The 12,439-nt window shown below is 62.4% G+C and carries 7 protein-coding genes; 4 read left to right on the top strand and 3 right to left on the bottom strand.

Going from position 1 to position 12,439, the window contains the following annotated elements:
* Positions 1 to 108: 108 nt before the first annotated feature.
* The 4 genes from J4G43_RS23700 (at position 109) to J4G43_RS23685 (ending at position 5,415) form a co-directional block, all read left to right on the top strand.
* Positions 109 to 1,782 (top strand): winged helix-turn-helix domain-containing tetratricopeptide repeat protein, encoded by a 1,674-nt coding sequence (locus tag J4G43_RS23700; RefSeq protein WP_208086493.1) that lies wholly within the window; start codon positions 109 to 111, stop codon positions 1,780 to 1,782.
* A 59-nt stretch (positions 1,783 to 1,841) separates the two neighbouring features.
* Complete coding sequence (locus J4G43_RS23695; protein WP_225005750.1) at positions 1,842 to 2,801, top strand: MBL fold metallo-hydrolase; 960 nt, start codon at positions 1,842 to 1,844, stop codon at positions 2,799 to 2,801.
* Positions 2,802 to 3,282: 481 nt separating this feature from the next.
* Positions 3,283 to 4,551 (top strand): IS256 family transposase, encoded by a 1,269-nt coding sequence (locus J4G43_RS23690; protein WP_038952271.1) that lies wholly within the window; start codon positions 3,283 to 3,285, stop codon positions 4,549 to 4,551.
* A 36-nt stretch (positions 4,552 to 4,587) separates the two neighbouring features.
* Entirely contained in the window at positions 4,588 to 5,415 is an 828-nt protein-coding gene (locus tag J4G43_RS23685; protein ID WP_208086491.1) for a hypothetical protein, read from the top strand.
* Positions 5,416 to 5,697: 282 nt separating this feature from the next.
* Here the strand turns inward: J4G43_RS23685 and J4G43_RS23680 are convergent, their stop codons facing one another.
* The 3 genes from J4G43_RS23680 to J4G43_RS23670 form a co-directional block, all read right to left on the bottom strand.
* Positions 5,698 to 7,041: an IS1380-like element ISBdi2 family transposase gene (locus J4G43_RS23680; RefSeq protein WP_208086440.1), complete on the bottom strand. Its 1,344-nt coding sequence runs from the start codon at positions 7,039 to 7,041 to the stop codon at positions 5,698 to 5,700.
* A 456-nt stretch (positions 7,042 to 7,497) separates the two neighbouring features.
* Positions 7,498 to 8,202 carry a hypothetical protein gene (locus J4G43_RS23675; RefSeq protein WP_208086490.1) on the bottom strand — a complete coding sequence of 235 codons (705 nt, stop codon included), beginning with the start codon at positions 8,200 to 8,202 and terminating at the stop codon, positions 7,498 to 7,500.
* 164 nt (positions 8,203 to 8,366) lie between these two features.
* Positions 8,367 to 12,020, bottom strand: coding sequence for an autotransporter domain-containing protein (locus J4G43_RS23670; protein WP_208086489.1), 3,654 nt, complete (start codon positions 12,018 to 12,020; stop codon positions 8,367 to 8,369).
* Between the last annotated feature and the right edge of the window lie 419 nt (positions 12,021 to 12,439).

The raw sequence follows: 12,439 nt of genomic DNA, 5'->3' as shown, positions 1-12,439 counted from the left end.
GTTCCCGGAGGGTGAGAAAATGTGTACTGTTTCGAACGGAAAAGACCTTGCAGCCGGCCTGAATTGCGATCGAGTTTTCCTTGGCTTCTTGTCCAGGAAGGATCACAAGTGTCGTTTCTATTCGAAGATTATTGTCTCGATGCCAACCGGCGCGAGCTCAAGCGAGGCTCCGAGCTCATCCCCATCGGACCGAAGGTGTTCGACCTGCTGCTCTTCCTGGTCCGAAACCGGGAACAGGTCGTGACAAGGGACGATCTTCTGAAGGCGGTGTGGGAAGGACGGATCGTGTCCGAATCCACGCTGACCAGCCACGTCAATGCCGTGCGCAAGGCAATCGGGGATACCGGCAAGGAGCAACGCCTGATCCGGACGGTTTCTCGCAGAGGCTTCCGGTTTGTTGGCGAGATCACCGAGGAAGAATTGCCCGCGCGAGCCTCGGTCACAGACCCAGGTACGGATCTTGGCGTTCAACATGTAAGGGACATTCAGGAGCCAATCAGGGCCTTTGAGGTCGATGCGCCGACGGAAACGCGAGAGGCTGCGCCAGTTTTTGCTGCCGAGACCGGGAGTCCGCCTCCGCTGCCCGACAGGCCTTCCATTGCGGTGCTTCCGTTTCAGAATATGTCTGGCGATGTCGAACAGGAATACTTTGCCGATGGAATGGCCGAGGACATCATCACGGCGCTGTCCCGTTTCAAGGCGCCATTTGTCATCGCCCGAAACTCCAGCTTCACCTACAAGGCGCGCGCTGTCGACGTGAAGCAGGTGGGGCGCGAGCTTGGGGTGCGCTACGTGTTGGAAGGGAGCGTTCGCAAGGCGGCAAACCGAGTGCGCATTACGGGACAACTCGTCGATACCGCTACTGGAGCACATATTTGGGCCGATCGGTTTGATGGCGAGCTCGGCGACATCTTCGATTTGCAGGACCAGGTGACTGAAAGCGTTGTCGGGGCGATCGCGCCTGCGGTGGAGAAAGCTGAGATCGAGCGCGCCAAACGCAAGCCGACCGCTAGTCTCGACGCCTATGCCCACTATTTGCGCGGTCTGGCCCGGCTTCATCAGTTTGGTAACCGGCAAGCGAACGACGAGGCATTGCGTCTGTTCAACCGCGCGATAGAGCTCGACCCGGAATTTGCCACCGCCTACGGTCGCGCAGCCTTTTGCTACCTCATTGCCAGGATCAATGGCTGGATTCCGGACACGGCGAACGCGATTGCCGAAGTGAAGAAGCTCACCCAACGGGCAGTTGAGTTGGGCAAGGATGACGCGAACGCGCTCTCCGCTGGCGGGAATGCGTTAGCGTTTGTTGTTGGGGATCTCGGGGTAGGTGCCGGCTTAGTTGATCGCGCGATCGCGCTTAATTCCAATTTGGCTGAGGCATGGAATTTCGGCGGCTGGGTAAAACTCTGGCTCGGCGAGCCGGAATCGGCGATCGAGCGCTTCGCACGAGCCATTCGCCTGAGCCCACTTGATCCGTGGCTGATGGGCATGCGAGCCGGGACCGCGTATGCACATTTCTTTTTGGACCGCTACGAAGCGGCATCATGGGCGGCAATGGCATTGCAGTGCAGTCCGGACTATCGACCTGGATTACGTATCACCGCCGCAAGCAACGCAATGGCCGGTCGGCCGGAGCAAGCACACAAGGCCGTGGCTCGGCTGCGAGAACTCAGCCCCACGCTGCGCCTTTCCAATCTCAAAGATGTGCTTGGCCCTTATCGACGTGCTGAGGACGTCGCGCGATATGAGGAAGGATTGCGGCAAGCAGGGCTGCCCGAATGACCATCTCGGCCCTGTCGTGAAATTTGCAAGACCGATTTGATAGACTCTGTTTGAACAACATGGGTGTCTTCATGGTTCGGCTTCCGGTTATTTTCTTGCTGGGAATTTTCTGTGCGTCACTGAGCAGTTTGAGTGCTTTCGGACAGAGTTGCGGCACAACGCCGCTCGCCGTGCAAATCCTCGGTTCTGGTGGCCCCAGAATGAATCCCACTCGGGCATCGACGAGTTATCTGGTCTGGATCGAGGGGCGCGCAAGAATACTCATCGACATGGGCGGTGGTGCTCAACACCGCTTTGGTGAATCGCAAGCCAAACTCGAAGACTTGTGGATGGTCGGAATAAGCCATCTTCATCCAGATCACGTTTCCGACTTGCCAGCGTTCCTTTGGCTGAGCCACGAGGTCCGCAAGGAACCTCTCAAGGTTTTCGGTCCTACAGGCAACGATGCGGCCCCTGACTTTGCGATTTTCCTCAAGAGGCTTTTTGACGAGAAGACTGGCGCATTTCCAGTGCTCGGATCGGCGTTAGGCGGCTCATACGGGGGCAGCGGCGTGCGGCCCGATATGGGGCGCGTTGTGGCGGGTGGCGTTCGACTTGATGTCGGAGTGATTGACGCTGTCAAAAGCGATCCATCCGTGGTTTTGCAGCGCGAGGGAACGACAGTCACGTCACGGAAAATCCCGCATGGAAATATGCCAACCTTGGCCTACCGCGTGCAGACCGGAAATGTGTCGATCGTGTTTAGCTCCGACCAAAACGGCACCGATCCAGGCTTCGTCGAATTCGCAAAGGGCGCGAACCTCCTGATCATGCATCTTGCAATCGCGCCCGGTGCGAATGTTCCCTTGCACGCAACACCGGCAGTCGTCGGACGCGTTGCCCAAGAGGCTGCGGTCAAGCAGCTCCTCGTCAGTCATTTCGGTCTGTTTGAACTCGATGCGGCCATCGCTGATTTGCGAACTGCCTACAACGGGCCGCTCATCGTCGGAGCAGACATGCAGTGTACGCCAGTGCTGTGAGACCCACGGTCCTTCGCTGGTTGATGTCCGGTTATGGCCCACAGCGGACCTGCCGCTGCCACCCGTCAGGCGTCAGCCTGTGCCCCCTTGGTTGACTTTGCTCAGTGTGTTTCCCGCACCGGCAACTGCCCCCTTGAGCAAAACCAGCTGTGGCTCTTCCACCGGTTGTTGAAAATCGCGGGAGCAACCAATTTACGGATTGTTAGTAGATTCTATCGTAAATAGTTCAAGAAGATAACAACAACCATACCGGGTTCCATTACCCGACCAAATCCATGAATGCATCTGCTTTTCTGATCGCGACGGCCTTTGGCGCAGCATTCCTTGCTGTGGAGTACAAGTGGTACTACCAGCCCGACATGTTCAATCCGGATGTCGTGCTCAGAGCTATGGCGGAATCTGGGTGATGACGGTGTGAGGAAGGCGGCGTATCGAGGCGGGTGACGAGCCTGCCAGAACCTCTCGAGGAGAGCGATACGCCATGACCGAGACTACCAATGTTCTTGCTTTCCGTCAGCCGTCCGCGGTTGATGATCCACTGACCGATATCGTTCGTGCCGGCGCGCGGGACCTGCTTGCCAGGGCGATCGAGATCGAGGTTGGCGCGTTTCTGGCCAGCACGGCCAATCTGACGCTGCCCGACGGTCGAGCGCGCCTGGTCCGACATGGGCACGGTCCGGTGCGCGAGATTGCGACCGGCATCGGTCCGGTGGAGGTCGCTCGTCCCAAGGTCCGCGACCGCGGAGCGAGCGGGCCAGGCGACCGCCTCCGCTTCAGTTCGGCAATCCTGCCGCTATGGGCGCGGCGGACGAAGAGCCTGGATGCCTTGATCCCGGTCCTCTATTTGCGCGGCATCTCGACCGGCGACTTCCAGGAGGCGCTCTCGGCGCTGCTCGGCAAGGATGCGCCGAACCTGTCGCCTTCGGTGATCGCCGGCCTGAAGGCCGATTGGCAGGTCGAGTACGAACGCTGGCAGAGACGCGATCTGTCGGCGCGTCGCTATGTCTACATCTGGGCCGATGGCGTGTACCTGCAGGCCCGCATGGAAGATCACAGCGAATGCATGCTGGTGCTGATTGGCACCACGCCGGAAGGCAAGAAGGAGCTGATCGGCTTCCAGGTCGGCGTGCGCGAGAGCGCGCAGAGCTGGCGCGAACTCCTGATCGACCTGCGGCAACGCGGGTTACGGATTGCCCCGCAACTCGCCATCGGCGACGGCGCCCTCGGCTTCTGGAAGGCACTGGACGAGGCCTTTCCCGGCACGCGGCACCAACGATGCTGGTGCCATAAAGTGAGCAACGTACTCGACAAGGTCGCCAAATCCGTGCAGGGCCCCATGAAGAACGACCTGCGGAACATCTATCTGGCCCCACACCGGGCCGAAGCTGAAACCGCGATCGACGTCTTCGTCGAGAAATACCACGTCAAATACGGACGTGCGGTGGAGTGCCTGATCAAGGATCGCCATGCGCTGCTCGCCTTCTTCGACTTCCCTGCTGAGCACTGGATCCACCTACGCAGCTCGAACCCGATCGAGAGCGTCTTCGCCACGGTGCGCCACCGAACGGTGCGGACCAAGGGATCGCTGTCGCAACAAACTGCGAAGCTGATGGTGTTCAAGCTCATCGACGCCGCATCGAAGACCTGGCGGCGATTGAAGAGCACGAACCAGTTGCCGAAAGTCATCGCCGGTGTAAAGTTCATCGACGGAATCGAAGTCATTCCGAACACTGAAAGCCACGCCGCCTGATCAGGCCGCGTCACCCAAAATCAGCCATAGCTCGTCGTGCTCAGCATCTTCTCTAACGAGCACATGAAAGCTCGCGCAGCAGTTCGGCACGTGCTGATCGATCCGGACTCGGCCAAATTCAGCGCATTGCGTTCAGTCGAGGCCGACGCGGCGCGATATGTCTGCGGCGCCGTCAACGCAAGAGACAAATCCGGCCAATCCATCGATGCCGCTTTCGTCTACACTGTGGCCGTTGACTTTGCCCGCATCGACGACGACGGCCGGATCACGCAGCTGCGCTCGGGATTTCGGCCTTGCCCCACTGAAAATGACAAGGTCGCGCAGCAGAAGCCTGCTCTTTCGCCTGGCATGCTGTCCGTTGCGCAAACCGTTCAGAAGGTTGCTCCGCAGGCCGGCACCTCAACTGTGTCAGGTCTGACGACGCGTGCACCTGCGGCAGGCGCAACGGCGTCCGGCGGGACCATGGAGCAGCAGCTCCGCGAGCTGGGCGCACGGACTGTCCCGCCTCAATCGGCCAATGGAGCCCAGGCAAACTTGCCGGGAGAGCGTGGGACCGGCAAGGAGAGTGAGTGGCGAGCCGATCAGCCTCCCGTCGCATGGCCCAAATTCCCTCCGGATCACCCTTTGGCGAGGTCAACCCGGAAACGGAGCCCCTCCGAAGCACTCGCCTTGGCGAACGGCGTCGAGGAACGCTGGAACCAAGCCAAGTTGTCCGGAAACGTCGCAATGCGTCCCTTGTCGGAAGAAATCAAAGAGGCGTGTCGCGCCATGCTTGGGATCGATCCCACAGACAGCGAATATCGAAAAGCCTGGGCAACTTTCGTGCACCTGCAAGACATCGACCGCGATGTTGCGATGAAGTGAAGCGGGAGTGGTAGAAGAACTGCCTTCCCGCCTGGCCCAAGGACGACATCCGTCCAGACCACTTCGATGTCACTTTTGGCGCAAGCCGGCGCGGCTACTATGAGTGCACGTCCTAGCCCGTCCTATTCGTGAGAGTGCGGCTTTTGGGCCCGATTGATGCGGCCGCACATCTTGTCTGACGAGGCGCACAGGATTGCCTTCGGCTTTTCGCCGCCTGACGACCGGTACTTTGCAACGCGCTTGAGGGATGGGTTGGGCGAACGGGGGCGGACGCCCCGCCGGTCAAGGACCGAGCGGCAGCAGCGCGCCGGGCAAGCCGCAGATCAGGTCGGCTTCGGGACATGCCGCGGCAAACGCAAGGCGAATGCGGCTCGTGGTCTCGACGACACGGGCGGCGATTTTCAAGAGCCGAAGACGCAGCGTCGCGAACTCGGCAGCGGCCAATTCCCGGGCTTTGGGAATGGCGTCGCGCACGGTCAGCATCAGCCAATAAGCGGCCGTATGGAGCACGAGACGGACCTGGTTGGCGAGCGCCGAACGGCAGCTGGTGCGATCGGAGGCGAGCTGCGTCTTATGCAGCTTGATCAGATTCTCGGCTTGGCCGCGCGCGCAATACAGGCTGTCGTAGATCCACTCGGCCGAGCCGACATCGAGGCTGGTGACGACGAAGCGGATGTCGAGGCCGAGCATCGTCGCCTCAATACGGGCGACAGTGCGCCGTTCGCGATCCCAGGACTTTGCCTTGTGGCGCGTCTCGGTATAGCCACGCAGAACCGGCAGGTTCTCGATGGCGCGTCGCGTGCGGATGTCGTCGGCGACCTCGTCGACTTTTCTGGCGAGAGGCTTGGTGCCGGACAGACCGAAGATGTAGTCGATGCCGTTGGTCTCGCACCACGCCATTGCCTCCGGCCGGGCATAGTGCCCGTCGCCACGGAACGTAATTTGCGTGTTGTGCCATCGCGTCCGGATATGCCGTACCAGGCGGCGCAGATGGGCACGCACCTCGACGCCGCCCGGCGTCTTGCCGGGCCGCAGCACGACGGCCACGGGCCGGCTCTTCTCCGTGTCGTAGACGTGGATCGGCAGGAAGCAGCGTTCGTCATAATGAGCGTTGAACAGCGAGAGCTGCTGATGGCCGTGGACGACGTCGCAGGTATCATCGATGTCGAGCGTGACGGATGCCGGCTCGCGCGGGTAGCTATCCATCCATGCGTCGACCAAAGTGTAGGTCAGCCGGATCACGTCGCGCAGGCGCGGAGCATTCTCCAGCCGCGACAGCGTCGGCTGGGAACACAAATCCCGGCCCGTGTCCGGTAGGCGACCGCAGGCCAGTTTGAATGCCGGATCGGACCTCAGATGATCGAGGTCGTCGGCGTCCTCGTAGCCGCAGCAGATCGCGAACATGCGAGCGCGGAACATATCGACCAGGCTGTGCACGACCCGCGTCGGATCGCGCCGATCCGGGAACACCCGGGCCAGATTGTTGGCCAAACCGAGACGCCGCTCGGCCATCGCCAGAAGCATCACGCCCCCGTTCGAGGTTAGGCGCCCACCATCGAAGGCAGCTGTGACTTTCTTGGCGTGAACGGCTGGAAACGAGAAGGGCGGAATCGTATCGTCGGTCATGGCGGGCGTGGCGTTCGCGGTTGGAGGTGATGGGGTTGGCTTCGCAACCGAATCCTACGCCGCATCAGCGCTTTACCCCTCAGGCGCACTCTTACGAATAAGACGGGTTAAGTTGAAGAAAGATTGAGTGACTCCCGATCATTTCTGTGCCGAAACGTGGAGTCGCGGTCGTGCCGCGTCCAAAGAAACCGGCGCGAGCGGCCTATTAGACGCGGTAGGTGATCAGCCTCCGAAACGAGACTATCAAGCATGAAGAGATCGAGCGCGAGGCAGAGGTTTTATTTGTGTTGAATTCTTGCTTCTCGATAGTGGTCTGAAATCGTATCATCGGTCATGGCGGGCGTGGCGTTCGCGGTTGAAGGTGATGGGGTGGCTTCGCAACCGAATCCTACGCCGCATCAGCGCTTTACACCACGCTCGCCAGCCTCTCAGGCGCCCTCTCGCGAATAAGACGGGCTAGGCCCGCCGCATCAGCTTGAGCGAAGCTGCAAGGCGCAGGCTGCGCTTGCCGGCGAGCGCGATGCCTTCGATCTCGCCGCTCTCCGCCGTGCAGGTCCCGGAGAAGCCGATCCCGACCTCATAGCCGCCAAACACGGGGTTTTCGCCCTTCGCCGGCGTGTGCTCCTGGTTCAGCATCTCGCCCTTCCAGCGGCCGTCCGCCGAGGAATAGGAGCCGAGATAGTAGAAGAACGCATCGCCACCGAGGATGCGGCCGTCGATCAGGAGCATCACGCCCGATAATCCGGCATCGACACCGTCAAGCGCGCGCAGGCTCATCCCATAGAGTCCGTTGGCGATGCCGCCCGGACCGACCGCACCACTCGGAGGCAACCCCTCGTCGTCGAGCCGCGTGAGATTGGCCCAGAATTTGGCGCCCGGCATGGTGTCCGCGCCACCCTCGAGACGGATCTGGTTACCGTGCAGCCGCCCGCGCGCACCGATCGAGGCGATATCGGCTCCCATCAGCGGCTTGTGATTGGGATCCTCGTTGTGCCGTTCGGTGATCACCTCGGCGACGATCTCGCCGTCGCGCTCGACATAGGTTCCAAGGTGCGCGAAGGCCGAATTGCCGCCCAGCATCTTACCGTCATGCAGGCACATGATGCTGCGGCCGAACGCATCGTTGACGCCGTATTCAACCTTGTAGAGTCCGTCCAGCAATTCAATAAGCCCACAAAATCAGAAAAGAATCGCGGGCTACCTAGGCCGTGATCCCATAAATCAGCCGATCGGTCGGCTTGCCAGAGTCCGCTATGCCCCCGATAGCTACCAAATTCCGCAGCACAGCGAAATGATGCGAAGGGCCAAAACCGGAAATCGTCAACTTACCAGGAATACCGCACCACGCCCTTGCCGGCGTAGCTGGTGGTGACGTCGGAGAACTCGCCTTCGAAGGTGGCGGCGGCGGACCAGCCGTTCAGCCATTTCTTTTCGGCAGAGGCGGTGACGAGCGCGGAGTCGGTGGCTTGCGCGGCGCCGCCAACGACAAAGGATGCCCCCGGCAGCGTCTGGAACGTCGCACCGATATTGCGGCCGGGGTTGAAATCATGCGCCCATGCCAGGCGCCCTCGCAGCGTGAAGATTCCGTCCGCCATCGCATATGATTTGTCGCTGCGAAGGCCGAGCTCGCTGCGCGTATCAGTGACACTCTTCGAGGCGTAGGCGAGCGCAAAGGTATTGACGCCGGTTACCGCCTGCTCGGCATAGGCAGGCAGGTCGAAGGTGGTGAACTGTCCTGCGGCATAAGGCGTGATGCCGATGCCGCCCATCCACGGGCTGACAAAACGATAGCCGCCCTCGGCGCGGCCGGACCACGCATTGGCGTTGAACTGCGCGCGCAACTGGTCGATGCCGGCCACCGTCACGGTGCGGTTGGTGGTGATGTCCTGCCAGCCATAGGCCAGCGCGCCGGAGAGATATGCCGCACCCGCATTGTGCCGGACGAAGGCGCCGGCCTGGAACATATCGGATCGGCCAGAGCCGCCATTGACGGTGCTGAAGGTCGTACCACCGCCCGCCAGCGCAAAGCCTGCCAGCGTATTCGGCGAGATACGGTAATCGGCGCCGACCGCGATGCCTGCGATGCGGCTGGTCGTGTTGTTGGAGCCGAGTGTCGTGTTGCCGTCCGTGGTCTGCGAGCCGCCATAGCCTGCCGCCCACACGCTCCAGCGCTGCGCGAACGGATCGGCCATGACGGGCGCCTTGGTGAACATCGCATTGGCGTCCCGCGCCGCACCGGAGCGCGACCTGTCCGGCGAGGCATAGGCCGATGCGCCCGCCGATGATCCCGCTGAAACGCCATCGCCGCGACCGTCGATGAAGGGATCGGTCAGCAATCCCATAAACTGGTTCATCGCGTTGAAGGTCGTCTGCTGCGAGCCGGTCGCGGTCTCGCCGGAGGTTTGCGACAGCGCGGCTGAAAGATTGCTGCCGGTGAGACCAAACAGCGCGACAAAGCCCGGCGGCAGCGCGCCGCCATTGTTGAAGAAGTTGTTGAGCGTGGATGCGACGGTCTGCGGATTGCCCGGCAGCGAGGTGCCGGCGCCGAGCGAGGCCGTGAGGTTCAGCAACACATCGGACAGCGTGTAGCTCAGGCCGGCATTAAAATTCGGCAGCCCGCTCACGCCACCGAAACTGGTGCCGCCGAGGCCGCCGGCCGCCGACAGGATGGTGTAGTTCTTGCTGACATAGCTGCCCGGCTGGAAGACCGTTTGCACGGTGGCGCCAGTGAGCGTTGCGGCGCCTGTGACATTGGTGCGGTCGGCCGATGCCGAGACCTCGACGCGGTAGAGGCCGCCGGTGCTGAACGCCAGATTGCCGCCGACCGTCAGCGTGCCGATCGAATTGCCGGGCGCGAGCACGCCGCCGCCGTTGATGGTGGTATTGCCGACGGTGCCGTTGCCGCCGAGCGTGCCACCGGCATTGACCGTCACCGCCGAATTGGCGATGGAGCCGTTGACCGCCAGCGTGCCGCCATTGACCGTGGTCGCCCCGCTATAGGTGTTGGTCGCGGTCAGGATGGTGGTGCCGTTCTCCACCGTCACCGACCCCGCGCCGGAAATGACCGGGGCGAAGTTGTAGTTCGAGGCGGTGTGGTTGAAGACGATGCTGCCGGTGCCTGCCCCGAACGCGACCGAGGGCGTGGTCAGCGTGCCCGGCGCGGTCGCGGCCTGGCCGGAGGCGGCGCCGATATTGAGCGTGCCGGTCGAGCCGGCAAAAGCGGCGATCTGCATGCCGGAAGCCGTCGAGACGGTGCCGCCATTGGCGATCGTCAGCATGCCGGTGCCTAAATAGCCGACAAAGAGGTTGAAGGAATTGGTCCAGGTCGAGCCGGCGCCATCAACCGTCGCGGTGCCGGTCGAGCCGCCATTGTAGCCGAGGAAGCCGTTGCCGACGTTGCTCACCGCGCCGCCGTTCTGGATCGTCAGCGTGCCGGTGCCGCGAAAGCCGACAACGAGGCCGGAATTGGTCCACGACGACCCGGCGCCATCAACCGTCACGGTGCCGGTCGAGCCGGCATTGAAGCCGAGATGGCCGATGGTGGCGTTGCTCACCGCGCCGCCGTTCCGGATCGTCAGCGTGCCGGCGCCGGAATCGCCGACATAGAGCGCGCCGGAACTCCAGGACGAGCCGGCTCCGTCCACCGTTACGGTACCGGTCGAGCCGGCATTGTTGCCGAGATCGCCGATGACGTTGCTCACCGTGCCGCCGTTCCGGATCGTCAGCGTGCCGGCGCCGGAATTGCCGACAACGAGGTTGCCGGAATTGGTCCAGGCCGAGCCGGCACCATCAACCGTCGCGGTGCCGGTCGAGCCGGCAAGGGAGCCGAGAAAGCCGACGGCGTTGCTCACCGCGCCGCCGTTCTGGATCGTCAGCGTGCCGGTGCCGGAATTGCCAACTTTGAGGTCGCCGGAATTGGTCCAGGTCGAGCCGGCGCCGTCAACCGTCGCGGTGCCCGTCGAGCCGGCATTGAAGCCGAGATAGCCGAACCCGGCGTTGCTCATCGTGCCGCCGTTCCGGATCGTCAGCGTGCCGGCGCCAGAATTGCCGACATAGAGCCCGCTGGAACTCCAGGACGAGCCGGCGCCATCGACCGTCATGGTGCCGGTCGAACCGGCATTGGCGCCAAGGATGCCGATGACGTTGCTCCCCGCGCCGCCGTTCCGGATCGTCAGCGTGCCGGTGCCGAAACTGCCAACAACGAGGTCGCCGGAATTGGTCCAGGACGAGCCGGCGCCATCCACCGTTACGGTGCCGGTCGAGCCGCCATTGACGCCGAGATGGCCGGTGACGTTGCTCACCGCGCCGCCGTTCTGGATCGTCAGCGTGCCGGTGTCGTCAAAGCCGACAATGAGGCTGGAACTGGTCCAGGCCGAGCCGGCGCCATCAACCGTCGCGGTGCCGGTCGAGCCGGCAAAGGCGCCGAGATAGCCGGTGGCGCTGCTCACTGCGCCGCCGTTCTGGATCGTCAGCGTGCCGGTGCCGGCTTGGCCGACAATGAACAAGCCGGAATTGGTCCAGGCCGAGCCGGCGCCATCAACCGTCGCGGTGCCGGTCGAGCCGGCAAAGAGGCCGAGATAGCCGAGACCGCTGCTCACCGTGCCGCCGTTCTGGATCGTCAGCGTGCCGGTGTCTGAATAGCCAACAATGACAGTGTTCGCTTGCGCGCCGGTCGCTCCGACCACTGTGGCATTGGGCGCGACGGTGTCGATCTTCGCGGTGCCCGCGCTGGTTGGAACGCCGGCCGACCAGTTGGTGGCGGTGAACCAGTCGGTTGAGGTTCCGCCGGTCCAGTCGGTGGCGCGCGATGGCGTCGATGTCGCCAGGACCAGTCCGAGCGCCACCATGGAGCTGGTGCCCAGCAGGCGGCGGGACAACGCGGCCAAGGTCAGCGCCGCAAAGCGGCTAATCGATCGCTTGCGCGCAACAACGGCCGCGCCGGCTTCCAGCGCGCCTTCAGACGCTACAAAATAAGACAACCCAAATCTCCCCGCAGCCCAGAGAGCGACGTTTGAAATTCCGTTGCGCCGTTGCGGCGCCCGTCGCGCATGGACCCGTTAAGCGGGGCTCTGCGGTATCAGGTTTAGCGGGGGAACATCGCGGTGTCCGACTAATATCGGTCTTCCGACAAAGTGCGCGCCGTATCTGGCCGATTGCGTCATTAATATCACAGGAGGAACGCGGACAGGATATGAACGTCACCAGTTGGCTTAAGAGGCGAGGTCCGTTGCGGGTCATTCGCGACCAGGTCGAACCAGTTAGCGGCGCCTCGCAGGGCCAATGCGGCTTGATGGTATCACCGCGGACATGATTCAAGCCCCGAAACTGGAGCCTCGAATCATGCGCTACGAACTCAGACGCACCGAGGTCATCCGGCTTTTCAGCGCAGGGCCGGGAG

This window comes from Bradyrhizobium barranii subsp. barranii (assembly GCF_017565645.3).
GTDB classification, from domain to species: Bacteria; Pseudomonadota; Alphaproteobacteria; order Rhizobiales; family Xanthobacteraceae; genus Bradyrhizobium; species Bradyrhizobium barranii.
This window is presented reverse-complemented; position numbering and strand designations above follow the sequence as displayed.

Bases quoted from the DNA above. Each gene is read 5' to 3' on its own strand.
- J4G43_RS23695 (WP_225005750.1), top strand. From the start codon at position 1,842: ATGGGTGTCTTCATGGTTCGGCTTCCGGTTATTTTCTTGCTGGGAATT.
- J4G43_RS23690 (WP_038952271.1), top strand. From the start codon at position 3,283: ATGACCGAGACTACCAATGTTCTTGCTTTCCGTCAGCCGTCCGCGGTT.
- J4G43_RS23680 (WP_208086440.1), bottom strand. From the start codon at position 7,041: ATGACCGACGATACGATTCCGCCCTTCTCGTTTCCAGCCGTTCACGCC.